Raw genomic sequence first — 24,856 nt, forward strand, 5'->3', positions numbered from 1 at the left:
TCACCCTTCCTTCCCGCGCAGTCCCCGGAACTGCAGGACGTTGGCGATGAGCAGGGCGGCCAGCACCATGATCGACAGCGCGGCGGCACGGCCGAGGTGGTTGCCGCCGAAGAACGCGAAGTTGTAGATCAGCTGGACGATGGTCAGCGTGCTGTTGTCCGGGCCGCCCTTGGTGAGCAGGTAGAACTGGTCGAAGGCGAGCATCGACCCGGTGACGCAGAGGATCGTGCACAGCGCGATCGACGACCGCAGCAGCGGCAGCGTCACGTAACGGAACGTCTGCCGGCGGCCGGCGCCGTCGAGCCGGGCCGCCTCGTACACGTCGGCCGAGATGCCCTGCAGACCGACCAGGAGCAGCAACATGTAGAAGCCGGCGAACCGCCACACGATCAGCGCCACCGTCGACCACAGGGCCGCGGTCGGCGTGCCGAGAAAGGACACGCCGAGGAACCCGAACGGGCTGCTCTGCGGCGAGTAGAGCGCGTAGAACAGCAGCGACGCCGACGCCAGGCCCAGCGCGCTCGGCACCAGGAACGACGTGCGCAGGAAGCCGGTCCAGCGGCTCGACTCCTGCACGATCAGCGCCATCAGCAGGGCCAGGCCGAGCAGGATGACCGTGGTGACCACCGTGTACTTGACGGTGAACCAGACCGCCGGCCAGAACAGCCGGTACTCGACGACGTCGGTGAAGTTCTCCGGCGCGTTCAGGCCGCGGTCACCGGTGAACAGGCCCCAGTCGGACACCGACATCCGGCCCACCAGCAGGATCGGCGTCACGAAGAAGATCGCCACGAACAGGGCGGTGGGTGCGGCGTACGCCCAGCCGGTCAACGCCGGTCTGCGGCGCCGGGCACGGGAGCCGGCGGCCGGCCCGGAGTCCAGGCCGGACCGCTCGGGAACGGTTGTCAGCGTCACTGGCCGAGAACCTGGGTGACGGCCTCGTTGTCCTTCTCCAGGCTGGACGCGTCGCCGTACACCTGATTGCGCAGGAGGGTGACCCACGGGCTGCCCGGCGCGTTGAACGCCTGCTGGAAGTTGACAGCGACCGGGGTCTTGCTCTGCGGCACGCCGGCGACCTTGTTGATGGTGGCCACGCGCGGATCCTTCTGCGAATACCGGTTGTCGGCCAGGTCGGTGCGGGCCACCGTGCTGTTGCCGGCGGCGAGCACGTCGACCTGGGCTTTCTCGGACATCAGCCAGGACAGGAAGTTCCACGCCTGCTGGGTCTTCTTCGCGTCCTTGGAGATGCCGATGCCGTCGCCGCCGACGAACGTCGACTGGCCGCCGGTGGCCCCGGGGATGCCGGTGACCCCGACGTCCACGCTCTGCGAGGCGGTCGGCAACAGCGTCGCGGGGTACGGCATCACGCCGATCCTGCCCTCCTGGAACGCGGCGACCCAGGTGGCGCCGGTCTCGTCCTTCGACCCGGGCGCGACGGCGCCGGCCGTCTGCAGCTCACGCCAGGTGCTGTAGACCTTCTGCGAGGCGGGGCCGTTGAGCAGCGACTTCGTGCCCTCGGGGTCCATCACCTCCGCGCCGCTGGCCCACACCATCGGGAACCAGGTGAAGACGTTGCAGCCGCCGCAGTTGCCGCCGAAGTAGGTGCCGTAGGTGTCCTTCTTGTTCAGCTTCTGCACGGCCAGGGCCTGCTGCTTGAACTCGTCGAGGGTGGTCGGGCCCTTCTCCGGATCGAGGCCGGCCTCCTTGTAGAGCCCCTTGTTCCAGAAGATCACCGACAGGTCCAGGACGAACGGGAGCACGTACTTCCTGCCCTCGTGCGTGCCGGCGGCCAGGTGCCCTTGGTTGATCTTGTCGGCGTACGGCAGCTTGCCGATGCTCGCGGTCAGATCGCTGAACAGCCCCGCCTCGGTCCAGTTCGGCACGTAGACGATGTCGGCGGCGAACAGGTCGGGCAGGTCGCCGCTGCCGGCCGCCGCGCCGACCTTCGCCACGTAGTCGTCGTTCGGGACGATGGTGAGCTTGACCTGGTTCTTGTGGGACCTGTTGTAGGCGGCGACCAGAGCGTTGGCCTGCAGCTCCAGCGGCGCCCGGGTCCACAGGGTCAGCTCGGAGCCGTCGTCGACGCCCTCGACGCCCGCGCCCACCGGGTCTTTCGCCTCGCCCTGACCGCTATCGGACGAGCAGGCCGCCAGTGGGCCGGCCATCAGGGCCGCCACCGCGGTCCACACCAGCAATCTCCGCACGGATCACCTCCATGAAGCGCTTTCAGAAAGTTTCGGAAGATTTCAGCAGCCGCTACACAAACTGGCGGCTCACCTGGAATATCTGGCGTCCACGCTGGACCGAAAAGGTTTTCAGGAACGTAATACTCCAGCAAACGCCCTGTCAAGGCTTCGCGGCGCGGCGCGGGCTCACATGGATCTATTTCGTAACGCGCGGGACATCTTGCCGAAAACGGTTTCGTAAGGCAGCGTGACCCGGACATCGAACCGCTTCGATGCTATGTCCTCGAAGGAGGGACCCATGCGACGGAAACTGATCGCCATCCTCCTGGCGATCTTCCTGACTCCGGCCTCCGCGGCCCTGGCCGCACCGGCCACCTGGAACCCGCCCGCCAACCTGGTCACCCCGCTCAACCAGGTCTGGCAACACCAGGAACAGACCTACAACAACGGCAACCTGTACGGGTTCCGCAACTACGGCTGGGACCAGATCATGGCCAACCGCGGGTACATCAACTACTGCGTCCGCTGGGACTCGACGGCGACCGTGACCGCCGCCCAGCGCGACCAGATCCACGCCGCCGTGACCCGGCAGTACAAGAAGTGGACCGACGAGCTCGTCGGGCACAACGCCTGGCCGTACGGCGACGTCCCGGTCAAGGTCGTCGGCTGGGCCGTGCGCAACCGCTCGCAACTGCAGTGGACCGACACGTCCGTCGACATCTACGTCAACGACATCCGCGAGAACGCCCCGCAGTGCTCCGCGCCGTGCGGGCGGTTCTTCCAGCAGAACGGGCAGTACCCCAGCTGCCCCGGCGGCTACGCCCGCCACTACGACCAGTCACTGTGGCTGACCGACGGTTTCGGCGGCGGCGCGGGCGGCGACTGGGGCCAGCGGATGGGCCGCGAGTACTTCATGAACAACATCAACGCGGCCGACATGACGATCCTGCTGCACGAGATCGGCCACACGTGGGGTCTCGACGACTTCTACGACTGGACCCCGTCCGGCGTCAGCAGCTTCATCATGAAGGCCGGCAGCTCGGCGTCCATCACCGAGTTCGACGCCTGGATGTTCCGCGACTGGTGGCGTCACCTGAAGAGCCGCTACGGGTACTGACAGCGCCGTCCCCCCTCTCGTCCCGGCCGGCTTCCCCGCCGGCCGGGCGTCATGATGGACCCATGCCGTACGCGATCGAACTCTTCCTCGACGAGCGGGCCGACCGCCGGGTCCGGCAGATGTGGGCCGCTCTCGACGCCGCCGGGGTCGTGTCGCTCGGCGGCCGGCCCGGGGCCGATCACCACCCGCACGTGACCCTGTCGGTCTACCAGCACGGCGACCCGGATCAGGTCGCCGACGTGCTGCGGCCCGTCCTCGCCACCGCCACCGGGCTGCCGCTGCCGCTGGCCGGTCTCGGCTTCTTCCTCACCGACGAGGCGGTCGCCTTCCTCGCCGTCATCCCGTCCGGCCGTCTGCTGGCCCTGCACCGGCAGGTCCACGAAGCCGTCGCGCCCATCGCCGAAGGCATCTGGCCCTACTACCGGCCCGACGCCCTGCTGCCGCACTGCACACTGGCGACCGGGGTGACCGACCGCGCGACGGTCGTCGACGTGGTGGCGGGCTTCCCGATCCCGATCCCCGCTCTCGCCTCCGCCGCCCACCTCGTCGAGGTGCCGGGCGGCCACAGGCGGATCGCGCTCACCCCGATCACGCGGATCGGTCCACGATGATCCGCTGCATCCGCGTCGCTGCCCTCGGTCCGCGGTAGGCGCCGGGCGGCGTCAGGGGAGTTCGCGCGATTCCCGGTCCCAGACGTGGACGGCGTTGCCGGCGCAGGAGGCCACCATGACCCGGCCGTCGACGGCGAGGGCCGCCGTCCGGATCGGGTCGGCGAACCCGTGGCCGGTGTACGTCTCCCCGATCTTCGCGCCGGTCCGCAGATCGATCACGTGGACGCCCCGCTCGATGCTGTCCGTCACCGAGAGCAGAGCGACCGCGCCGGTTGCCGACACGTGCGCGTTCCAGGCGGAGACGGCGTCGAACCGGGCCAGAACGGTACGCGTCGCGGCGTCGTACACGGTGAGGTGCCCGCCGTTCTCCGGCCAGTAGCTCTCACCCTCGCCGTTGTCGTTCTCGGCGTCGATGCCCTGCACGATCACCGGCCGGCCGTCGACCGTGCCGAACGCGCCGACCGCGGCGGAGAACTCCGGCACCAGGACGGCATCGTGCAACGGCTTGCCCGCCGACACGTCCCACACCGTCACCGCGCCCATGAACCCCTCGGGATGAGGACTCACCGCCAGCGCCACCAGCCGTCCGCCGAGCGTGGTCAGGTCGAGGTGATGCAGCGGGCCGGTGTCCAGGGTGGCGTACGGCCTGGTGGCCTCCACCTCCCAGAACTCGGCGCCGTGCGCGGCAGCGATCCCGAGGATGCCCCGGCCGTCGACGACCGTCGCGGCCAGGCACGCGACCGGCCCGGCCGTCCGGGTCAGCACCCGTGACCGCGGCTCGTCATGGTCCGGCGACCAGCACAGCACCACGCCGTCGGCGCCGGCGGTCACGAGCACGTCCCGGCCGTGCCCGGCGAACACCGCCCCCGTCACCGCCGCCTCGTGCCCGGCCAGGGCGGCCCCCACCGGCGCACCGGTGACGGCGTCCCACAGTCGTACGCTGCGGTCCGCGGAAGCCGACGCGAAGACCGGCACGCCCGCCCAGAATCCGGCGCACACCGCGTTCACCGTGTCGGTGTGCCCGGAGGCGGCGGCCGGGCTGCGCAGCATCCACATCCGCGGGGCGCCCCGGCGCGAGGTGGAGACCACCACCGGCACATCGTCGACCTCGGTGAGCTGCACCGAGGTGATCTCGGTCCGGTGACCGTCGAACGGATGCCCGACCGGCTCGCCGGTGGTCGCGTCCCACACCCGCACTGTCGAGTCGGCGCCGCCGGTCACCAGCACGGCACGCCCGTCCACCCGCCCGTACACGAGTGCGGTCACGCCTTCGCCGTACCGGGTGATCGGGGGTTTCGCCTCCTCGCCGGTGGCCGGGTCGATCGCCAGGATCCCGGTGGAGCCGGCGGCGAACACCACCGGCCGCTCCCCCAGACGGCCGGCGGCCATCCGGCGCACGAAGGTGTCGGCGGGGTACGGCCGGCCGGCCGGCTCACCGGTCCGGGCGTCCCACGACCGGGGCGTCCGCCCGGAGATCCCGTCGCTCTCGGCCCGGGCGGTCACCACGGCACGCCCGTCGATCTCGGTGAAGACGACACCGCTGCCCGGTTCGAAGGACGCGCGCACCTCGGCGATCAGATCGGTGGTGGCGAGATCCCGGATCTTCAGCGTGTCCGCGCGCAGCAGGGCGATCACCGGGCGGCCGTCGAGCCGGCTGATCGCCGACTTCTGCGGCTGCAGGGCGAACCGGCCCTGGTCGGCCAGCGGGACGCCGGTCCGCAGGTCCACGAGTTTGGACGGCCGGCGCCGGAGGAGCACGACCCGGTCCCCGTCGAGTCTCACGAACTCCGCGTCGTGTTCCTCGTCGGAGAACGACGGAACCCCGGCACGACCGGCCCGGAGGGTCGCGCGCAGCAACCGGTGCGGCGCGAATTCGGTGTCTTCGACCCAGCTGAACGAGGATTCCATGTGCGGCAGGGTACGGCCAGGCGAACGTCCGCACCGTCGACCTGGCCATTTCTCGCATGTGGGAACGCCCCCGTCCGGCACCAGGACTCCGGCGTTTCCCTGGTCATCCGAACCGACTTCGCGCATCCGCGGGCACGGGAGGAGTTCGCCGACGGCGTCTTCCGCGGCTTCGAACAGCACCGGGCGGGAGCCGGGCTGACACGCGGCCCCGGGATGGTTCATGATCAGCTGCCATGGGGTTCTGGGGAAGTATCGTCGTTCATCGGGGCCGGGCGCTCGCCAGAGAGCTGCTGCCGGAGATCCCCGAGCTGCGGGACGCCGAGCTGGAGCATGACCAGGTGTCCGGCGGATGGCAGGTGACCCGGATCCGGGCGACGATCGACGACCTGCCGGACACCTTTCTCACCGGCCTGCGTGACGCGACGAAGGCTCCGGTGCTGGCGGCGAGTGTGCTCGACAGCTCCGCCGCCTACCTGGCCGCTGTCGGTGTGGAGACGCCGTTCTGGGACACCTGGCTCAACATCGACAGCGCGGTCGGCTACACCGTCCTGCCGTCGTCACCCTTCGACGAGGACGGCAACTACCTCGGTGCCGGCTGGGTCGACCCGGAGTACGAAGCCGAGGTGGCCGCGACCAGGCAGAGCATGCTGAACGAGACGCTGCACGGCACGCCGGCCGCGAGCGCCGCGGTGGCGTGGGCGCGCGAGGCAGGCCTGGACCCGGCACCGATCCCGGAGGTCGAGGCGGCACTGGCCACGACCGAGACCTTCGTCGAGGAGCAGCTTTTCGCGCTGATCGGCCTGCTCGGCATCGACACCCGCTCCGGGCCGGTCCCGCCGACCGCCGCCGAGCCGACCGTCGCCGAGCTGCTGACCACGCTGATCGGCCACCGGCTGGAGGGCATCGACGTCGTCGGCCACCAGCCCGTCCGGGGTGAGCCCCTGGACTTCACCCGGGCGTCCGACCTGCTCTGGCGCTTCGCCGACCGGCCGCCCCTGATCTCCTGCGGCTGCCACGACGAGGTGCTGGTACGGGCGGCGTCCGTCTCGCCGGAACAGTCCTTTGCGTACCACCCGGCGGTTCCGTTCGCCGGCGCCGCGCTGACCGGCGCCGTACTCCTGCTGGGGATCTACGCTCAAATCGAGGGCATGGTGCTGCGTTTCGGCGAACGCGACCTGATCGTCCGCGCCGGGGAGGGCGGCTGGATCACGACGCTGGACGACAGCGTCCGGCTCGGTCTCCGGCTGCCGTGACGAGGGGTGGCGCTTCCGGACAGGTGGGCTGGAGGTATGTCCCCGATGGCCCGCATCGGGGTTTCGACGGCGCGCCGTCCCGCTGCGACGGGCGGATCTACCACCACACCTACCGGATACATCCGGTACGGGACAGCGGCTACGAGCGGTGCATGTCCACGTCGTGGTGTGCGCTGTGCGGCGAATGCACGGACAGCATCGTGTTCGTCAGCCGGGACACGGTCCTCCCGGACCCTCTCGCGGACTTGCCGGAACACGAACGCGAACAGGTGGAACGCAGCGCCCGGAAGATCCGCACCCACCTCAACGCCCTCATCCAGCGCGATCTCTGGCCTCCGCCGTCACCGGACCCGCCGGCCGAACCGGCACGCAAGACACGGCCCGCCCGCAAAACGCGCCGCCGTCACCCGCCACCGCCGTCACCCGCCGAGTGGGACTGACCCCGGCGCCGGGCCCGAACGACGTCCCACGCTCGGTCCCGGCGAGCGGGAGCGCAGCACCGCGCGGTCCTGGTCGACGGCGCGGCGCCGCACGACTGGCTCGACGACGCGAGGGCGGTCCGTATCCGGACGATGTTCGAACGGACGGCCTGGCTGCTGCCGCTGCTGCGCCCCACCGGCCCGGCGCCCCGCCTGAACGCCGACGAGCAGGCCGCCGTGCAGCCACGCCCGCCTGAGGCGGACGACAGAGGACGGACCTCCTGCCGGCTGTCAGCCGAAAGATCACGCCCTGCCCAAACCGGGCGTTGAGGGGTGCCGGCCCGCCCGGGCGGTAAGGGGGCCACCCGCCCGGGCCGTAAGGATGCCACCCACCCGGGCGTTGAGGAGGCCACCCGCCCGGACGGTAAGGGGCCGGCCCACCCAGGCGGCAAGGAGCCGACCCGCCCAAGCGGCAAGGAGCCGACCCGCCCAGGCGGCAAGGAGCCGACCCGCCCAGGCGGCAAGGAGCCGACCCGCCCAGGCGGCAAGGAGCCGACCCGCCCAGGCGGCAAGGAGCCGACCCGCCCAGGCGGCAAGGGGCCGGCCCGCCTGGCCGGCCCCTTACGCGTCTTTTCAGCTGCACTGCCAGCGGACCGAGCGGCGCGCGGCGGAGGCGTCGACGATCGAACCGGTGATGTTACGGCCGTCGGCGCTGATCGTGAACGTGGAGCCGGCCATCGTCATGCTGCCCGCGGGCAGCGGAAGCCGCAGGGTGGTGGCGCCCGCGACGAGCACCGGGCCGCCGTCGGCGTCGACGCCGGCCAGCCATCCGTCCGCGCTCACCGCGGCCGGCTCGGCCCGGGCCGGCTCGATGACACGCATGGTCCCGGTGCGCACATTCCACAGCACCGACACGGACTGCACGACGGAGGGCACCAGGTCGCCGACCGGTGGGCGCTCGGTGGTGTGCGCCGACCCGGCCACCCAGCCGTTGCGGATGCCGAACGCCATGGTCATCGTGGCGGTGACGCCGCCGATCTCGGGGCTGGGCAGCTCGAGCGTCGTGCCGTCGGGCAGCCAGGCGAACGCCTTGCCGTCGATGGAGCCGACGATCGTGCCGTCGTCGTCGATGCCGATCGCGGAGCCCTGCCTCGTCCCGGGCGGCACCGGCAACCGCACCGCGTCCTGGGTCGCCGACGGCCATCGCACCGGAAAACCACCGGACGTGCCGACGATCGTCCCGGCGTCGTTGATCCCCTGCGGAGTGCCATACGCCACCCCGGGCAGCGCCGACGCGGTGCCCTGCCGATACACGAACGGCACCGGCGCGGCGTCGCCGTCCGTCGCGAACCGCCAGCCGACCGCCGTCCCGTCGGCGGCGACCGCGGTCAACGCCGATCTCCCGGCGCCGGGCAGCTCCACAGCGGTGCTGCGGCCGTCGTGCACGAGCACCGCCCCGGCGCCCGGGTCGGTGCTCCCGGCCAGATGACGGCCGGTCGCGTCGGCGCCCCGCACCAGCGACGACGGCACCCCGGTCAGGTCGCGCACCACACACGAGGCCGGCACTGCGGCCGGGCCGGCGGCGTCGGTCGGGGCCGGGCTCGGGGCGAACAGGGTGCCGTTGACAGTGGCCACGGCGGCGACGGCCAGCGCGATCGTGGCGGCGCCGGCCCAACCGGCGCGGTGCACCGTCCGCCGGCGGCGGCCGGCGGCGATGGCGCCCCGGACGTCGACGGCGGACGGGGTGGGTGGCTCGTCGTCGAGCAGCTGGATCAGATCGTGATCGGTACGCATCGTCGCTCCTAGGGTCAGCTCGCGAACTGGAAAGCGGCGGCGTCGGAGTCACCGAGCAGGCGCCGGAGCGTGGCCAGGCCACGTGAGGTGTGTGTCTTGACCGTGCCGGAGGTGCAGCCGAGCATCGCGGCGACCTCGTCGACCGGCAGGTCGTAGTAGAAACGCAGCACCAGAACGGCCTGCTGGCGCCGGGGCAGGCGGCTCAGCGCACCCCGTACCACATGGCGGTCCTCTGCCCCCGCATCGCTGATCGGGGCCGGCTCGGGCGCCTCCCGGAACAGGCCCACCCGGGCCCAGGCCAGGCGTTTCTCGTCGACATAGGTGCGCACGAGCATCTTGCGCACATAGGCGTCCAGATGGTCGGCGGAGCGTGCGCGCTGCCATTTCACATACAGCGTGGTGATCGTCTGCTGGACCAGATCGTCGGCCCGGTGACCGTCACCGGTCAGGAGATACGCCAGGCGCCGCAACGCGGGAATCCGCGCCGAGACATATTCGGTGTACTCAGCATCCGTGCCGGACTCCATCGTCGTGCCCTCCCCGTCATGACTTTCGCGACTGAGACGGGCCCGGCGGATCAGCCGGTTGACACGTCCGGCGAGAAATTCTCGGCGAGCGACTCGGCGATCATCCGGTGGCCCTGAGCCTCGAAAGCCTCCTCACCGTGCGCAAACGCCCAGCAGACGGTGCCGATCGCCTCACGCAGGCGGCCACGCTGCCATCCGGCGGCCGTGCGCGGGTCCGAACCGTACCCCTCGAAGAACGCCTTCTCCAAGGTGGGATCGTCGCGGAAGTCCTGCGCCTGCAGCCGGGAGAGGTCGGTGTAGGCGGGGCGCAGCGCCGCGCGGCCGAAGTCGATGATGCTGACCACGCCCTCGTGGACGAGCCAGTTGCGGGGCTGCCAGTCACCGTGCGTCGGCACGACCGGCTCCGCGGCGGCCGGCCATCCGGCGAGGAGGGTACGCAACCGGCGCTCGGTGGCCGGGTCGACACGGTGCGGGCCGTCGAGCAGGGTGAGACATTTCGCGTTCTCGCGGCGCTCGTAGTCGTCGGCGCCGCACGGCCGGCTGTGCAGCAGGGCCAGCAGCTCGCCCGCCTGGCGGAAGACTCCGGGGCTCGGTGCCGTCACCAGCTCGCCCGGCAGGTAGGTGGTGACCAGCAGTTTCGCCTCGGCGTCGCCGTGCACGAGGGAAGGTGCCCGGCCGCGGTCGGTCCACGGGGTCAGCCATTCGCGGTGGGCGCGTAGCTCGCGGGCGATGTGGTGATCGGTGGCGCCGCCCGCCTTCAGGATCAGCCGCCGGCCGTCGTGCACCAGCTCCAGAACGGTGGTCTCGACGATGCCCCAGCTGTGGTCCTTGATCACCGTGGCGCCGGGGAGCCAGGTGTCCAGCAGGACGCGTTGCGCGGGCGCGAGCTTACCGAGCGGATCGGGCACAGCTGCGAATTCTAGATTGGACTGTGCGGTATTTGTAGCAATGTGCAGGGTTGCTTGATTCGCCGTCGCGCCGGCACGGAGGATCCATAGGTCAATTTCGATCTGACCACGGGGGTTCCGATGCGAAATCGAACGATGCTGCGCGCCCCTGTCCGTCGCCGCGGTCGCCACCGGCGGCCTGATGGTTCCGGCAGCCGCGCAGGCCGCTCCCTCCAACTGCTGGAGCAGGTACTGGGAGGGCACCTCCATCCAGACCGGATGGCAGGCCGGCTGCAACACGACGACCCGGCCGGGCAACGACCAGTGGCGTGCGATCGCCTACTGCGTACGGGAGAACAACCCGAGCGTCCGGGTCACCGTCTACGGCGGCTGGGTCGGCGGGGCGGGCGGCGTGACGTCGATCGCCCGGTGCGCCCTCAATTATTCGCCGAGCAGCGGCACCTACCAGACCCGGATCATCTGACCGGAGAGTCCCCGCCGGGACGGGTGTCCCGTCCCGGCGGAACCGGCAACCGGGACGCGGTCCATATCGGAACTCCTCGGCTCCCGAGTCGTATCACTCGTTGAACGATGCGGTCTGGTCGTGGCGACAGCATGACCGAAAGCAGGACAGGTGGCTCCCTGGTGCGTTGATACGGTCGGTCGGCCGCTCGACCACTGAGGAATGACCCGTGGCCTACCGATTCAGCACCCCTCCGAATTGGCCCGCTCCGCCTGCCGGATGGATTCCCCCGAACGGATGGAAGCCGGATCCGGCATGGGGTCCCGCTCCCGCCGGATGGCAATTCTGGGTGCCGGACGTTCCCGTCGCCCCGGCACCCCCGCCGGCGATCACCAATGCGCCGGCCGATCCGGGAAGAGGTTTCTTCGGCGCACGCGGCAAGGCCCGCGAACTGGCCGGTGAGGTCGAGCAACGCAATGCGGAGCTGCACGCGTTACGGGCGGACATGCAGCGCCTGGGCATCCTGTCCGCGGTAGAGCTGGAGCAGCATCGGGAACGGGTGCGCCGGGAGACCGCCGAACAGGTCGCCGAGGGACAGCGCCTCCTGAGTGAGCTGGCCCGTCAGCAGTCGGAGGCGGCCGTCAGGCTGGCGCAGACCCGCCAGCAGATCGTCGTCACCGAGGAGACCGCCCTGTTGCAGGAGGCGGGTGTCTATCAGTACCAGCATCCGCTCTCCGACGCCGTGGCATATCAGGCGGCGCTGGCCGTGCTTCAGGAGCGGATCAAGGCGATGGCGCGGGCCGACGGCGGCGCGGTGCAGGCGGCGCAGGGCTGGACGGTCAACGGATCCGAGGCACAGGGCCGGACGAACGAGGCGTACCACCGGGTGCGGATCCAGGAGCTGCAACTGACCGCCGACTATGTGCAGAAGGTGGCGGAGGAGAAGGAACGGGAACGCGAGGAGAAGGCGCGCCTTCGGGAGGAACGCAAGGTTCAGCAGGAGATCGAACGGGAACGCGCCCGCCTCGACAAAGAGCGTGCTCATTACCTGAACGCGCTGGCGGCGTTACAAGCCAAAGGTGATGCCGACGGCGCCGCGCAGTTGCAGGAGCGGCTGGCCCAGATCGACACGGCGATCCAGGACGTCGATTATCGGGCGGCGAACATCCGGGCCGGTTACGTGTATGTCATCTCGAACATCGGCGCGTTCGGCGAATCGATGATCAAGGTGGGCCTGACCCGGCGGCTCGACCCGATGGACCGGGTCCGGGAACTGAGTGACGCGTCGGTGCCGTTCAACTTCGACGTGCACGCCCTGTTCTTCTCCGAGAACGCCGTCGGCATCGAGGCCGCCATGCACGCCCGTCTGGCTGATCGACGGGTCAACCGTGTCAACCATCGGCGGGAGTTCTTCCACGCGACCCCGGCCGAGGCGAAGACGTTGCTCGCCGACCTGGCCGGGAACCTGCTGCAGTACGAGGAGGTTCCACAGGCCCTCGAATTCCGGCAATCCCTGACGCAGGCGCAGCAGTGATCGCGACGTAGAGCCCTGTCCGGCCGGCCTGCTCGGCGAGGGATCTCAGTCGGTGGTGGCTTTCAGGAAGTAGGCACGAGCCGGCCAGCGGTCCGGGGCGTCCTCCTCGGCGAACAGGACCCGGCCCTCGGCCAGGGCGGCCAACTGGACCCGCCACCCGTAACCCTGGACGGCGGCCACCTGGTGGACCGGCTCGGGCCACAGGCACACCCAGTCGCCCCGGCCGGGGCGGACCCACAGGCCGCTGTCGGCGGCGACCGCCAGCAGCAGGCCGGTCCGCAGGCACAGGCCCGCCACGCCGCGGATGCCGGGGCGGCCGGGGATCGGGCGGCGGCTCGCGCGGTGGTCGGCGCCGGGGTCGGTGATCTCGGTCAGTTCGGACGAGCCGGCCTGGGCGGCGATCAGCACCGGCTCGTCGTGGTTGTTGACGCAGAGCGCGGCCGTGTCGACGTCGGCCAGGCCGGCCGGGCGCAGGTCGCCGGGCGGGCCGCAGAGCACCTGTCCGGTGTGGTCCTCGACGGCCAGGTGCGGGTCGCCGGCCGGGCCGGGCGCCACCGCGAGGACCCGCCGGACACCGTCGGTGAGCGGGTTCACGGTGGGTTCGCCGTCGAGGGGAACGGTGATCCCGGTCAGTCCGGCGTCCCCGGCCAGGTAGGCGCTGACGCTGCCGTCCGCCCCGGTGGCGGCCAGGATCGGGCCGTGGCCGGTCACGCCGGTCAGGGGGCGCCAGCGGCCGTCGACACGTACCGTCACGGATCGGTCGGCGCCTCGGGCGAAGAGCGCCACGTCGCCGTTGCCGCGGCGGGCGAGGGCGACCGCGCGTACCCCCTGGGGCGCCGGAAACGGCAACGGATCGAGCAGCGGCTGGTGGCGGCTCCCGGCCCGGGCCACCGCGATGCCGCGGCCACCGGCGGCGGCGATGCGCGCGGTTCCGGCGGCGTCGACGGCCAGGGCCAGATCTTCGAGACCATCGGAGTGGTACGCCCCACCGAGGAGCCGTCCCAGGTCGGCCGCCCACTCGCCGAGCCGGGGACGCTGCCGCGGCTCGGGGTGCAGCAGGGCGGCGACGTGCTGGGCGAGCGCCTCCGGACACCCGTAGCGGGGCAGTTGCCGCCGGACCGTGGACGCGGCGTCGTGCTGGGGCGGGTCGACCCCGGTGAGCAGGAAGCAGGCGACGGCTCCGACGGCGTACCGGTCGACGGCGGGATCGACACGCACACCGGGACGGCTCAGCTCGGGGGCCATGTAGCCACGGGTGCCTCCGGGCAGCACGGGGGTCGCGTCGGTGTGGGTGAGCCGGGTGAAGTCGATCAGGCGTACCTCGTCGTGCTCGATCATGATGTTGCCCGGGGTGAGGTCGCCGTGCACCATCCCCTCGTCGCCGAGACTCTCGACCAGGGCGCAGATCTGTTCGAGGACACGCCGGCAGCCGGCCGGGTCGAAATGCCGGGTCCGCCAGCGGTCGAGGTCGCGGCCACCGTCGACCCAGCGGCTGATCATGTACAGGGCACGGCCGGCGGTGTCGTCGGGGCCGCCGCCGGTGTAGGGGCGCGGGCCGGTGAAGACGCCGGCCGGGAAGACGATCCCGGGCAGGTGCAGCGCGCCGACCCGCATCATCGTCTGCTGCCAGCGGCGCATCCACTCGTTGAGGACGCGGCGGGGGTTGCGGTCCGGCGCGATCCGTTCCGGCAGCAGGATCTTGACCGCCCACCGGGCCGTGACGTCGTTGTCGGTGCGCTCGGCCTGCCACACCTCACCCTCGCCGCCGTTGCGGACGAGCCGGACCAGCCGGAACTCCCGGCGGCCCAGCGGCCCGTCGACCCAGCCGCTCACGACAGGAACGCCCGGCTGCCGGTGCGCTCCAGGGCCCGCACCGCGCCGCCCGGGCGAGCCGGACCGCGGGCGGCCGGCGCCCCGGCCGGCCGGGTGGGCAGTTTCCGCAGGCCACGGTCGACGTCCCGGAGCTGCTCGCACAGGGCGCCGAACACGGCGACGGCGACGTCCGGGATCTCCCGGGACGCGCACCGGCAGACGCGGGACAGCTCGCTGAGGTCCCGTTCGGCGACGAGCGCCTGGTTGAGCCGCTTCATCAGGGCGGTCCACTCGCGGACGCACTCGTGGCCGGCCGCGCCGGGCGGCAGCGGGCTGAGCCGTCGCAGGTGGGCGGTGAGCTGCCGGCCGAACTCCGCGGTGTCCTGCGGCACCTCGCGCAGCAGCAGGTACTCGACCTGGGGCAGCACTCCCCGCTGGAACAGGGCCCCGCCGAGCGCCCGTTCGCTGCGCTCGTTGACCGAGCGGACCAGGCCGGCGAACTCGTCGGCGAGCTTGTCGCGGTCCGGGCCGGCCGGGCGGCGTACGGTCAGCTTCTGCAGTGTCCGGCGGTCCAGGCGCAGCTCGGGCCGGGCGGTCAGCCGGCCGGTCACCGGGTAGCGCAGGCCGGTGCCGACCTCGGAGAAGTAGTCGCCGACGTCGTCGACGCCACCGATCGTGGGCCGCCCGCCACCCGCCACGGCCAGCAGTTTCTGCAGCAGGCGATGGTCGGGGACGAGGCGTGGATGGGGTTCGCAGCGGCGGAGGAACCACTCCTCGGTGCTGATCCCGACGGCGTGCAGCCGGACCTTCATGTCGCGGTGCAGGTGCTCCATCAGGCTGACCGGCTCCTCCAGCGCCCCGAAGACCCGGCCGGTGTCCTCCGGCCGTCGCGGCGGGCAGTCGGCACCGTCGCTGACCAGCACGATCACACGTTCGTTGGCGGGCCGGCCGTGCCGGTTGAGCAGCTCGGCGGCGGCGTGCAGGGCCCGCTGGATGTCGGTGTGGCTGCCGGGACGCGGCGCGAGCTGGTCGACCGCCTTGCGGAAACTCTCGGTGACCGCCTTCGGGGACGCGGCGTCGAGGGTCGCCATGCCACCGGCGGCCGGGAACCTGGCCCGCGCGCGGGAGTCGAAGGCGAGCAGCGCCACCTGCGACGCCGGCCCGAGCGCCGCGGCACGCACCGTGAGCAGCGCCCGCAGCGAGCGTTTCAGCACGTCGATGCGTTTCAGGTAGCCACCGGACGGCTTCGGGACGTCGGCGACGTCCATCGACTCGCTGACGTCGGCGAGGATCACCATGTCGACGCCGGCGCGGGCGCCGGGCGCGAAGATCTCCACCCGGGTCTCCGGGCCGATGCGGACGACGGCGTCCCGGCCCGCGCCCCGGACCTCCTTGATCTCGTACGTGGAACCGCCGACCACCAGCGGCTCCCAGCCCCCGCGAACGGGCGTGAGCAGCGCGCCGGCCAGTCCACCGGCGGCGATCTCCCGGGTCATCCGGTCGGGTTCCCGCACCGTGGCGGGCTCCAGCACCAGGCCATGCGCCTGAACCGCGGGCCGCTGCCGCAGCGTCCACCGGGCGTCGCCGAGGCCCAGCTCGTCGTACAGGTCCTGCGGCACGACCAGCGCCGAGTCCGGGACCCCGTCGACACGCTGCACGTCGACGGCCACCGCCGTGCGTCGCCCGCCGTCCTCGACCTCCAGCAGGGCGGGCCCGTGCGGTCCTCGCAAAGACACCGCCAGTTGTACGGACACGCCGGTCCCCAGTCCCGGCACGGCGACCGTGCGGTGGGTGGTGGAGTCGACAGTCATCGGGTGCCCCCGCTCCCCCGGTCCGGCAGGACCACGATCTCGCTGCCGTTGCGCCGGGTCAGGTCGCGGCTCATCGCGGCCTGCCACGTGCGGAACAGGTCCCGGCGCGCGCGGGGCACGAGCACGTAGAGCTGGCCCGGCCGGTCCTCGCCGCCGATCCGGCGGGGCGCGATGTACCCGCCGAGGCTCAGCTCGCCGGCCATCCGCGCGCCGTCCCGGCCGCCCTGTGCCCGCAGCACCGCCCGTGCCTGGTCGAGCAGCTTCTCGCCGCTGCCCCGGTCACCGTCGAGCTCCTCGATCTCGCGCTGCCACGGCCGCGCGGTTCCGGTGTCCCGCAGCCGCACGAAGTCGCGTACCTTCGCCGCGGCCGGGCCGAACGCGTCGCCGGACGCGGTCAGGGTTTTGCGGATCCAGTGCGGGTCGTTGGCCTGCGTGAAGTGTTTGAAGTTGCGCAGCGTGTAGCCGAACGCGCGCAGGCTGGGCAGCGGGTCGGCGCGCCGGTCGCTCTGGTGCCGGGCCCAGGTGCCGCCGACGATCCGGCGGATCAGCTCGGCCGCCGGGACCGTCCCGAGCGCGGTCTCGTGGCGGGCGCACAGGGCCAGGCCGAGACGTTCCGGACCGTACACCTGCCAGCGCCGCAGATGCTCCGGGCACAGCCGCTGCCCGCAGCCGCGCAGCCGGTCGTCGGTGAACTCGCAGCCCGCCGAGCCGACGTTGCCGCACTTGGCGATCGCGCAGTCCGGGAAGAGCGTGCCGTGACAGCCCGGGCAGTACGCCCAGCCGGTGGCCCCGGCCCGGCTGCGCCGATGCCTGTCGCAGTGCGCGGACCGGCCCCGGCAGCCGGGCCCGGTGCAGCGGTAGGTGGCGGTCGCGCCGCACTCGGCGCAGGCCGGCCGGTGCCGGCGGCAGGTGCCGATCAGCGCGCCGTCGAGCACCTGGGCGTGGCCCGCGCACAGCCGGCCGCCGTCGTCGCAGCCGGGGCAGCGGAAGACGCCCTCGCTCTCCCGGCCGGGCGTGACGCAGGCCCGGCACGGGTGGCGCAGGCGGGGCTTCTCCAGCACGTTCACCACGCGGACCGCGGTGTCCCGGCGGATCACGGCGGCCGCCTCGGCGCGGGCCAGGCGCACGGCCACCACCCCGCGGGCCAGGGTGACCCGGTTCTCCGGGCGGCGCCGCAGATCGGTGCCGTCCAGGGCCCGTTCCACCTGGTCCCACAGGGCGGTCAGACCGGCCGGGTCACGCACCCGGTCCGGCCACTGCCGCAGGTCGAGGATCACGTCCACGGCTGTCATCGGCGCGCTCCGGTCGTACCCCTCGATGGTGGTGCGCCTCCGCCGCGGGCCGCGATGACGCCCGCCCACCTCTCCACCAGCAACCAGGTGCGGTCCTCGGCCGCGCGCCGCGCGGCGGCGAGGCAGGGGCCGCCCGCTGCCGTGTCGACGAGCGCGCGGGCCGCGGTGTCCGGGTTGCCGGTGAGCAGGCTGTCGTCGTCGGCGAGCCGTTCGATCGGCGCGAGGATCGGGAACAGCTCCTCCGGCTGGGTCTCCAGATTGTCCAGCTCGATCGCGAGCTGGTCGGTGAGCAGGTGACGGGTGCGGTGGCGCAGCGTCGAGCGGGCGTCGTCGGCGGGGCGGGCGCGCAGGCCGGTGGCGACGGCGCGGGCCCGGTTCTCGTCGACGACCCGCTGCGCCACCGGCTCCACCGCGGCGCCCTCCTGAACCAGGCGGCGGGCGCGCAACGCGAACGCCGCCAGCAGCAGCGCGTGCGCGCGGACCGCCGCGAGGGTGGCCGCGGCGTCGATGCACTGCACGACCACGGTCGGGGTACCGTCCGGTTCGGCCGACGGATGCACGTCGGTACGGTCGATCGCCTCGAACCCCTCGACCCGGCGCAGGTGGGCCTCCAGCAGCGTGCGGAACTCGGCGTCGGCGGCGTCCAGATGACGCGCGGCCACCTGGCCCCGGGCCGCGCCGAGCCGCCGGGCGCCCGCCGACGGCCGGCCGGTCAGCGCGATGAGCAGCGGCGAGTGCCGGCGTACCAGATTGCACAGCACCGTCTGCTCGGCCGCCGACCCGACCTCCAGGACGTGCCGGTCGACCGCCGGGGCGACCCCGGCGGTGCCCGGCGGCAGCGGGCGGCCGGCCGCCGTCAGGGTCGCCGCCATCGCCGACACCCAGTCCTGCCGGGCGGCCGGGCTGCCCAGCCAGGTCAGCGGCGGCCGCAGCACCGACATCCCGGCGCCGGCCGCGGCCAGCTCGACCGGGCCGCGGCTCGTGGCCGGGCGGGCGCCGTGCCAGCCGACGGCCTTCTCCACCCGCTGGCGCAGGGCGCCGACCAGGATCACACCGTCCAGCATGTCGTCACCGCCTCAGGCGTTCCGGGTGACCCGGTCGTCGGCGGACGGGCCCAGGCTGCCCCGGGCCGTCGGCACGAACCGGCGGGCCGACCGGACCAGGCACACCGCGCCGGCCAGCACGATCCAGCCCCGCTCCCGGACCGGACGCGACTCGTCGGGCGCCAGAACCGCCGACTGGCGGGTGCTGTCGTGGACGATCGTGCGCTGCTTCCAGCTCAGGTCGGTGGCGGTCAGTTCGCCGGAGTCGTCGAGGCTCAGCAGGACATGCTGGCGGCTCACCGCCCGCAGCCGCTCCGGGTCGGCGGTCACGTCGGCGAGCAGGTCGAGGCTGATGCCGTCGGCGGTCAGGCCGCGGCCCACCACCACCGGGTCGCCGCTCTCGACCAGGAATCGGTGCCAGACGACCGTACGGCTGAGGTCGGTGACCTTGATCTCGGCCCATGCCAGCCGAGGCTGTCCGTCGTGCAGCGGCCCGCCGCACTCCCAGCACGCCGGGCGGCCGTCACGGCCCGGCACCGGGATCATCTGCCGCTCCCGGTCCGGGTTGCGCGCCGTCCAGCAGCGGGGGTTGCGACACTGCCAGCGGAACCGGAACCACGCCAGCCGATGATCGTGGCGATCCGACGAGAAGCCGAACCCGCGCAGCAGGTCGGCCTCCTCGCTGTGCGTCTTGACGTGGTCGTCCTCCGGCTTCACCCCGGACGGCACGAACCGCATCGCGTCGCCGGTCAGGCGCGGCTTCAGGAATCGTTGCGGGTCGTCCTCGATCCAGCGGGCGCTGCGCCGGTGGCCCCGGAAAAGATCGCCGCTCAGCACGAAACGGCGTTCGGCGGCGGCGAGATCAAGAATCCACGGATCGGCGTACGACTCGACGATGAAATCGAATTCACGATTGAGGGAATCCCATTCGCCGGAGGCGTCACAATCGTCGAAACGGTGCCGCAGACTGCGGTCGGCGACCAGCACGAGATCGGCGGCCTTACCGTGCTGACGGCGCCACTCCGCGATCACCCGCCGCAGCCGGGACGCCGCCGGACGGCCACCGGACCGGCCTTCCACCGGCAGGTCCGCCATCCGGCAGACATTCGACGCATCGATCACCACCCGGCCGCGGACCGCGCTCCGCACCGTGTCGTCCCCGTTCTCCACGGAGTCGTCCCCGTTCTCCACGGACGAGAACAATAGTTGAGGAACACCGCCGGACGCGGTCACTCAATCGGGTCATACATTTCCATTCGACGAAACGGCATCATTAGGCTCCGTCGTCGTGAAAACCGCTTCCACCGGCGCGGCCGGCTGCCTGTCGCTGGTCGCCTTCTGCCTGTCGCCGGTGGCGGGGTCCACGCTGGCCATGCCGGCCACCGCCCTGTACGTGTCCCGCCACTACCCGGCCGAGCTGGACAAATCGGATCACTGGTTGTTGTTCGCGTGCCTGTCGCTGCCGCTCGCCGGGCTGATCGCGTGGTGGACCGCTCGCCGCCGGGAACGGGTGGCGCTGACCGTCACCGTGCGAGCCGTCACCCTCCTGGTCGCCGCCTTCGCCGTCACGATGTGGACGCTGGAGCACTACGCCGTCCCCGTCGAACTGCTCAGCTTCGTGCCGATCCTCACCGGCTGGGCCGCGATCCTGCTCCTGCTCGTGCTGCTGCCACTGCTCAACAGGATGTTCCCCGCGCCCCTGCGACCGTCGGCGGCCGGCGCGCCGGTCTCGTACCGCCGTCCGTCCCCGGGCTCCCGCTCCTCGTCCGGTCACCGACCCGGTTCGCGATCCCGCTCCGCTTCCCGTTCGGCCTCCGGCTCCGGCGGCGGGCAACAGCGCGGGCCACGCCACACCGACTCCCCGCGCCGCTCCCAGGACGGCCAGCCTCAGTACCGCTCCCGCGACGGCCAGCCTCAGTACCGTTCCCGCGACGGCCAGCCGGACCATCGGAAGGCTCGTCCCACACCCCCGCGCAGCGACGGCACACCGCGATACCGCAGCGCCCCCACCGACCGGCCCGGTCACCAGGCGGCCCGGCCCCGGCAGGGCGACGGCAGACCCCAGTACCGCGCCGAGCCACCGGCACCGCCACCGCGCCGCCCCTCCGGCGACGGAAAGCCCGTCTACCGCGACGACTGACCACACCGGTCACCGGCCGGCGCCGTCCCGGGGCGGGGTCGACGGCGCCGGCCACCGAGGAGCCGGACTGCCGCCTCCGGAAGGCACACTGGACGGCATGCCGACGACCACGATTGCCGCGCTCGCCGCCGACCCGTCACCGCTGGCCCGGGCGATCACCGTGGACGGGGTGCGGCTCACCGTCCGGGGGCTGCTGCCCGGGGACGAGGCGGCGCTGGTCGCGTTCCTGGGCGGGCTGTCGGCGACGAGCCGGCGGTTCTGGCACGGGGACACCGGCCATGCGGCCGCCGCGGCCGACTGGATCGAGGCGATCGGCCGCTACGACAAGCTGCGGCTGGTCGCGGTGGACGGCGACGGCCTGGCCGGGGTCGTCGATCTTAGTCTGTCACTGCCGGAGGGGCACGAGATCACGCGGTACGCCGAGCACGGCATCCGACTCGACGAGGAGCGGACCGCCCGCTGGGGCCCGTGTGTGGCCGACGCGTGGCAGGGCCGTGGCCTGGCCGACGCCCTGATCGCGCCGGCGTGGGAGGCGGTCCGCCTGCTCGGCCGGGACGTGGTGGTGCTGTTCGGCGGGGTGCACGAGGACAATGTCCGGGCCCGGCGCTTCTATCGGCGTCACGGCTTCACCGAGGTCGGCGCCGTGGACATGTGGCGGCGGCTATGACGGCCCGGTGCTCTCCCGCCGCAGGACGCGGATCGGCGGGCCCGGGTATTCGGCGGGTTCGGCGCCGTCGAGGGCGGCGATCACGGCCCGTCCGACGGTGAGCCCGTGCTCGTGCACGTCGATGCTGAGCGCCGACAGTGGCGGCACGGCCAGTTCGCACAGCGGCGAGTCGTCGTGGACGAGCAGGCTGACACCACCGGGCACGCTGACCCCGGAGCGGATCAGCTCGTGCTCGGCGGCGACGGCCATCACGTCGTTGTCGAACACCACGGCGGTGGGTGGCGGGTCCCGGTCGAGCAGGGCGCGCACTCCGCGTACCCCCGACTCGGGTCCGTAGTCTCCCTCGACGATGTGGACGAGCACGTCGTGGCGGGTGGCGGCGGCGTGCATGCCGGCGGTCCGGTCGGCGGTGTGCACCAGGTCGGCCGGGCCGCTGACCCGGCCGATGACCCGGTGGCCGAGTCCGGCGAGCATCTCGACGGCGATGGTGGCGGCGCCCGCGTCGTCGGTGACGACGCGGGGGAACGACGGGGCGTCGGCCCGGCCGGCGAGCACCGCGGGCAGCCCGAGCCCGGCCAGGCAGGCGGGCCGGGTGTCGCCGTGGACGAGGTTGACGACGACGACCGCCTGCACGGTCCGGTCGCCGGCCCACCGCCGGTAGGTGTCGAGCTCGGCGTCGAGGTCGGGCACGACCAGGAGCAGGACGGTGGCGCCGTGCGGGGACAGAGCCTCCTCCATCCCGGCGATGAGCTCCATGATGAACGGCTCGACGCCGATCCGGGCGGCGCTGCCGGTGAGGACGAGCCCGATCAGGCCACCCGGTGCGGGCATCAGCCGACCTCGGCCGGCAGGGTGAGAGCGTTCGCCGAGCGCAGCACCTCGGGCGCGCTGAACGCCTCGCCGTCGACGGTGGCCGTGGTGCGGACGGTGAACGTGTGGGTCTCGCCGGGCAGCAGGTCGATCAGCATGTCGTCGACGAGGGCGTCGGGGGCGACCCGGTCGGCGAGGACCGCGATGTCGCGGGCGAACGATGCGGCGGTCACGGTCACCGAGTATCCGCCGTCGACGGCGACGGTGTGCGCCCGGACCGCGGCGGGGTCGTAGCGCAGGTCGGAGTCCTCGGCGAACAGGTGGATCGCACGCAGCCCACCGGCGTCGGCGACCAGCACCTCACGATCGGTCTCGGACACGTCGAGCAGTGCGGGGCCGAGATCGATCAGCGCCACCGAGCGTGCGGCCACGTCGAGGCCGGTGACGGTCTCGGCGAGGACGGCGCCGTCGAAACGGACACGCCGCAGGCGGGCGCTCTCGCGCCAGGGCTCCTCCCGGTCGTTGATCACGGCCAGGACGGTCCGTCCGTCCCGCTCCCGGATCGAGAGCACCACCGGGGCGTACGCCCGGCGCAGCGCGAACCACGAGGGCTTGAGCCGCCCGGCCGAGTCCACGACGGCCCACGAGGTGACCGGCCAGCAGTCGTTGAGCTGCCAGATGATGCTGCCCATGGTCCGCGGGGCGTGGCTGCGCAGGTGCTCGACCGCGTACGCGGTGGCCCGCGCCTGGTTGAGCTGGGTGGCCCAGTGCCAGTCGGAGAAGCCGGCCGGCACCCGCATGTGGTGGGCGAGCCCGCGGTCGAGTTTGCCGTTGCCGTCCTCGGCCTTCTGGTGCAGCAGGAACACCGGCGAGTCCTTGCGCAGGTCCTCCGGGGCGATCGCCGAGGTCAGCGTGGCCCAGGTGGGCGGCGCCTGCCAGCCGAACTCGGAGCAGAACCGGGGCACGAAGTTGTCGTGGTACGTGTAGTCCTCCCGGTTCCAGGCCTCCCACTCGTGCCTGGTCCCGTACCGGTCGTCGTTGGGGTGGACCACCTCGGGGTCGTGACCGGGGCTCGACGGGCTGCCCGGGTGGTAGGGGCGGGTCGGGTCCAGCTCGGCCAGCAGCGCCGGGAAGTCCTCGTAGTAGTAGCGAGCGCCCCACGTGCGCCCGGCCAGCTCGGCCTTCCAGCCCCAGTCCTCGTGGCCCCAGATGTTCTCGTTGCCGCCGTTCCACAGGATCAGCGACGGGTGCGGGGCGAGCCGGGCCACGTTCTCCCGGGCCTCGGCGAGGATCTCGGAGCGGATCGGCTCCTCCTCGCTGTAGGCGGCGCAGGCCAGCGGGAAGTCCTGCCAGACCAGCACGCCCCGTTCGTCGCAGACCTGGTAGAAGTCGTCGGACTCCCAGATGCCGCCGCCCCAGATGCGCAGCAGGTTCGCGTTCGCGGCGACCGCCCGGTCGACGGCGGCGGTGAGGCTCGCGCGGGTGATCCGGGTGAGCAGGTGGTCCTCGGGGATCCAGTTGAGGCCGCGGACGAAGATCTCCCGCCCGTTGACGACCAGGGTGAACCTGCTGCCGTACGCATCGGGGGTCTCGTCGAGACGGACGGACCGGAAACCGACCCGCGCCGCGTGCGTGTCGAGGGTCCCGGATCCGCTGGAGAGGGTGACGGCGACGTCGGTGAGCGGTTGGTCACCGTGGCCGGCCGGCCACCAGACCGGCGCGCCGGGGACTTCCAGTTCGAGGAGGGTACGGTCGGCGCCGGGCTCGATGACCGCCTCGGCGCGCAGGAAACCGGCGGTCAGCTCGACGCGCAGCTGCTCGTCGGTGGCACGCTCGACGGTGACGTGGACGGTCAGCCGGCCGGTGCGCCCGTCGGTGTCGAGGGTGGCCAGCGGGCGGACCTCGGCGAGCCGGGCGGTGTGCCAGCGCTCCAGGCGCACGCCCTTCCAGATGCCGGCGGTCTGCAGGTCGGGGCCCCAGTCCCAGCCGAACGAGCAGGCCATCTTGCGGACCGCGTTGAACGGATGGGGGTACGGCCGGGGCCGGCTGCCGACCTGCTCCTCGATGCGCTCGGCATGGTCGAGCGCCGAGTCGAAGCGCACGCTGAGCGGGACGCCGCCGCCGGTCAGCAGGTGCCGCACGTCGAAGCGGTAGCCGCGGTGCATGTTCGCGGTACGGCCCAGCTCCTGGTCGCCGAAGGTGACGGTGGCGACCGTGTCGAGGCCGTCGAAGACGAGGTCGACGCGCTCGCCGGGCCCGGCCGGGGCCGCGGTCACGGTGGTGTCGTACCGCCAGGCGCTGCGGTGGAACCAGGCGAGATCGGCCTCGTTGCCGCCCAGGTACGGGTCGGGGATCAGGCCGGCGTCGAGCAGGTCGGTGTGCACGGTGCCGGGGACGGTGGCGGGCAGCGGGGCGGCGGCGATCTCCGGCGGGACCGGTCCACCGGCGGCCCGGACGGTCCAGCCGGTGTGCAGGTCGGTCTTGTGCATGTCGGGAGACTCCCTGTCGAGTGGGTGCGGGGTTGCCGCCGCGCCGGGGCTCCCACATTCTTAAGCAACTGAACGAAGTCCGTCAACGCGGGT

The 24,856-nt window shown here is 72.4% G+C and carries 20 protein-coding genes; 7 read left to right on the plus strand and 13 right to left on the minus strand.

Annotated elements, in window-relative coordinates; all coding sequences use genetic code 11:
• Together BM290_RS17715 and BM290_RS17720 are read right to left on the minus strand one after the other, a co-directional pair.
• A complete protein-coding gene (locus BM290_RS17715) occupies positions 1 to 915 on the minus strand; it encodes a carbohydrate ABC transporter permease (protein WP_093615316.1) in 915 nt (304 codons plus the stop codon).
• A complete protein-coding gene (locus tag BM290_RS17720) occupies positions 912 to 2,204 on the minus strand; it encodes an ABC transporter substrate-binding protein (RefSeq protein ID WP_239143459.1) in 1,293 nt (430 codons plus the stop codon). Before BM290_RS17720 ends, BM290_RS17715 begins: the two co-directional genes overlap by 4 nt.
• Before the next feature lie 280 nt (positions 2,205 to 2,484).
• Here BM290_RS17720 and BM290_RS17725 point away from each other — a divergent pair, with 280 nt between their 5' ends.
• Positions 2,485 to 3,303, plus strand: coding sequence for a hypothetical protein (locus BM290_RS17725; RefSeq protein WP_093615318.1), 819 nt, complete (start codon positions 2,485 to 2,487; stop codon positions 3,301 to 3,303).
• A gap of 62 nt (positions 3,304 to 3,365) precedes the next feature.
• Complete coding sequence (locus BM290_RS17730) at positions 3,366 to 3,914, plus strand: 2'-5' RNA ligase family protein (RefSeq protein ID WP_093615320.1); 549 nt, start codon at positions 3,366 to 3,368, stop codon at positions 3,912 to 3,914.
• A gap of 51 nt (positions 3,915 to 3,965) precedes the next feature.
• Here BM290_RS17730 and BM290_RS17735 read toward each other — a convergent pair whose 3' ends face one another.
• On the minus strand, positions 3,966 to 5,822 hold the full coding sequence (locus BM290_RS17735; protein WP_093615322.1) for a WD40 repeat domain-containing protein: 1,857 nt from the start codon (positions 5,820 to 5,822) through the stop codon (positions 3,966 to 3,968).
• Positions 5,823 to 6,055: 233 nt separating this feature from the next.
• On the opposite strand from BM290_RS17735, the gene BM290_RS17740 reads away from it, so the two are divergent.
• A complete protein-coding gene (locus BM290_RS17740) occupies positions 6,056 to 7,075 on the plus strand; it encodes a hypothetical protein (protein WP_093615324.1) in 1,020 nt (339 codons plus the stop codon).
• A 1,052-nt stretch (positions 7,076 to 8,127) separates the two neighbouring features.
• Here BM290_RS17740 and BM290_RS17750 read toward each other — a convergent pair.
• From BM290_RS17750 to BM290_RS17760, 3 genes are read right to left on the minus strand one after another with little or no spacing between them, the layout of a single operon-like run.
• Positions 8,128 to 9,288 carry a hypothetical protein gene (locus BM290_RS17750; RefSeq protein ID WP_093615328.1) on the minus strand — a complete coding sequence of 387 codons (1,161 nt, stop codon included), beginning with the start codon at positions 9,286 to 9,288 and terminating at the stop codon, positions 8,128 to 8,130.
• A 14-nt stretch (positions 9,289 to 9,302) separates the two neighbouring features.
• Positions 9,303 to 9,815, minus strand: coding sequence for a SigE family RNA polymerase sigma factor (locus tag BM290_RS17755; RefSeq protein WP_093615330.1), 513 nt, complete (start codon positions 9,813 to 9,815; stop codon positions 9,303 to 9,305).
• A 50-nt stretch (positions 9,816 to 9,865) separates the two neighbouring features.
• Positions 9,866 to 10,723: an aminoglycoside phosphotransferase family protein gene (locus BM290_RS17760; RefSeq protein ID WP_203779233.1), complete on the minus strand. Its 858-nt coding sequence runs from the start codon at positions 10,721 to 10,723 to the stop codon at positions 9,866 to 9,868.
• A gap of 181 nt (positions 10,724 to 10,904) precedes the next feature.
• On the opposite strand from BM290_RS17760, the gene BM290_RS17765 reads away from it, so the two are divergent.
• Both BM290_RS17765 and BM290_RS17770 read left to right on the plus strand, forming a co-directional pair.
• On the plus strand, positions 10,905 to 11,186 hold the full coding sequence (locus BM290_RS17765) for a hypothetical protein (RefSeq protein ID WP_093615334.1): 282 nt from the start codon (positions 10,905 to 10,907) through the stop codon (positions 11,184 to 11,186).
• Between the two features lie 328 nt (positions 11,187 to 11,514).
• Positions 11,515 to 12,699, plus strand: a complete 1,185-nt coding sequence (locus tag BM290_RS17770; RefSeq protein WP_239143462.1) for a GIY-YIG nuclease family protein — start codon at positions 11,515 to 11,517, stop codon at positions 12,697 to 12,699.
• Positions 12,700 to 12,744: 45 nt separating this feature from the next.
• Here BM290_RS17770 and BM290_RS48360 read toward each other — a convergent pair whose 3' ends face one another.
• From BM290_RS48360 to BM290_RS17795, 5 genes are read right to left on the minus strand one after another with little or no spacing between them, the layout of a single operon-like run.
• Positions 12,745 to 14,532, minus strand: a complete 1,788-nt coding sequence (locus BM290_RS48360) for a serine/threonine protein kinase (RefSeq protein WP_177319766.1) — start codon at positions 14,530 to 14,532, stop codon at positions 12,745 to 12,747.
• Positions 14,529 to 16,322 (minus strand): vWA domain-containing protein, encoded by a 1,794-nt coding sequence (locus BM290_RS17780; protein ID WP_093615336.1) that lies wholly within the window; start codon positions 16,320 to 16,322, stop codon positions 14,529 to 14,531. Before BM290_RS17780 ends, BM290_RS48360 begins: the two co-directional genes overlap by 4 nt.
• The gene (locus BM290_RS17785; RefSeq protein ID WP_143133810.1) at positions 16,319 to 17,614 is read right to left on the minus strand and encodes a hypothetical protein; all 1,296 of its coding nucleotides are present in this window, start codon (positions 17,612 to 17,614) and stop codon (positions 16,319 to 16,321) included. Before BM290_RS17785 ends, BM290_RS17780 begins: the two co-directional genes overlap by 4 nt.
• On the minus strand, positions 17,611 to 18,678 hold the full coding sequence (locus BM290_RS17790; protein ID WP_093615340.1) for a hypothetical protein: 1,068 nt from the start codon (positions 18,676 to 18,678) through the stop codon (positions 17,611 to 17,613). Before BM290_RS17790 ends, BM290_RS17785 begins: the two co-directional genes overlap by 4 nt.
• A gap of 12 nt (positions 18,679 to 18,690) precedes the next feature.
• Positions 18,691 to 19,848, minus strand: coding sequence for a hypothetical protein (locus tag BM290_RS17795; RefSeq protein WP_143133811.1), 1,158 nt, complete (start codon positions 19,846 to 19,848; stop codon positions 18,691 to 18,693).
• Between the two features lie 97 nt (positions 19,849 to 19,945).
• Here BM290_RS17795 and BM290_RS17800 point away from each other — a divergent pair, with 97 nt between their 5' ends.
• Positions 19,946 to 20,797, plus strand: a complete 852-nt coding sequence (locus BM290_RS17800; protein ID WP_093615344.1) for a hypothetical protein — start codon at positions 19,946 to 19,948, stop codon at positions 20,795 to 20,797.
• Between the two features lie 97 nt (positions 20,798 to 20,894).
• The gene (locus BM290_RS17805) at positions 20,895 to 21,464 is read left to right on the plus strand and encodes a GNAT family N-acetyltransferase (RefSeq protein ID WP_093615346.1); all 570 of its coding nucleotides are present in this window, start codon (positions 20,895 to 20,897) and stop codon (positions 21,462 to 21,464) included.
• Here BM290_RS17805 and BM290_RS17810 read toward each other — a convergent pair.
• Both BM290_RS17810 and BM290_RS17815 read right to left on the minus strand, forming a co-directional pair.
• Positions 21,459 to 22,295 (minus strand): substrate-binding domain-containing protein, encoded by an 837-nt coding sequence (locus BM290_RS17810; protein WP_093615348.1) that lies wholly within the window; start codon positions 22,293 to 22,295, stop codon positions 21,459 to 21,461. The two genes, BM290_RS17805 and BM290_RS17810, sit on opposite strands and share 6 nt — an antisense overlap.
• Positions 22,295 to 24,763, minus strand: a complete 2,469-nt coding sequence (locus BM290_RS17815; protein WP_093615350.1) for a glycoside hydrolase family 2 protein — start codon at positions 24,761 to 24,763, stop codon at positions 22,295 to 22,297. Before BM290_RS17815 ends, BM290_RS17810 begins: the two co-directional genes overlap by 1 nt.
• Positions 24,764 to 24,856 lie beyond the last annotated feature (93 nt).

The sequence above is a fragment of the Actinoplanes philippinensis genome, assembly GCF_900113015.1.
GTDB lineage: Bacteria > Actinomycetota > Actinomycetes > Mycobacteriales > Micromonosporaceae > Actinoplanes > Actinoplanes philippinensis.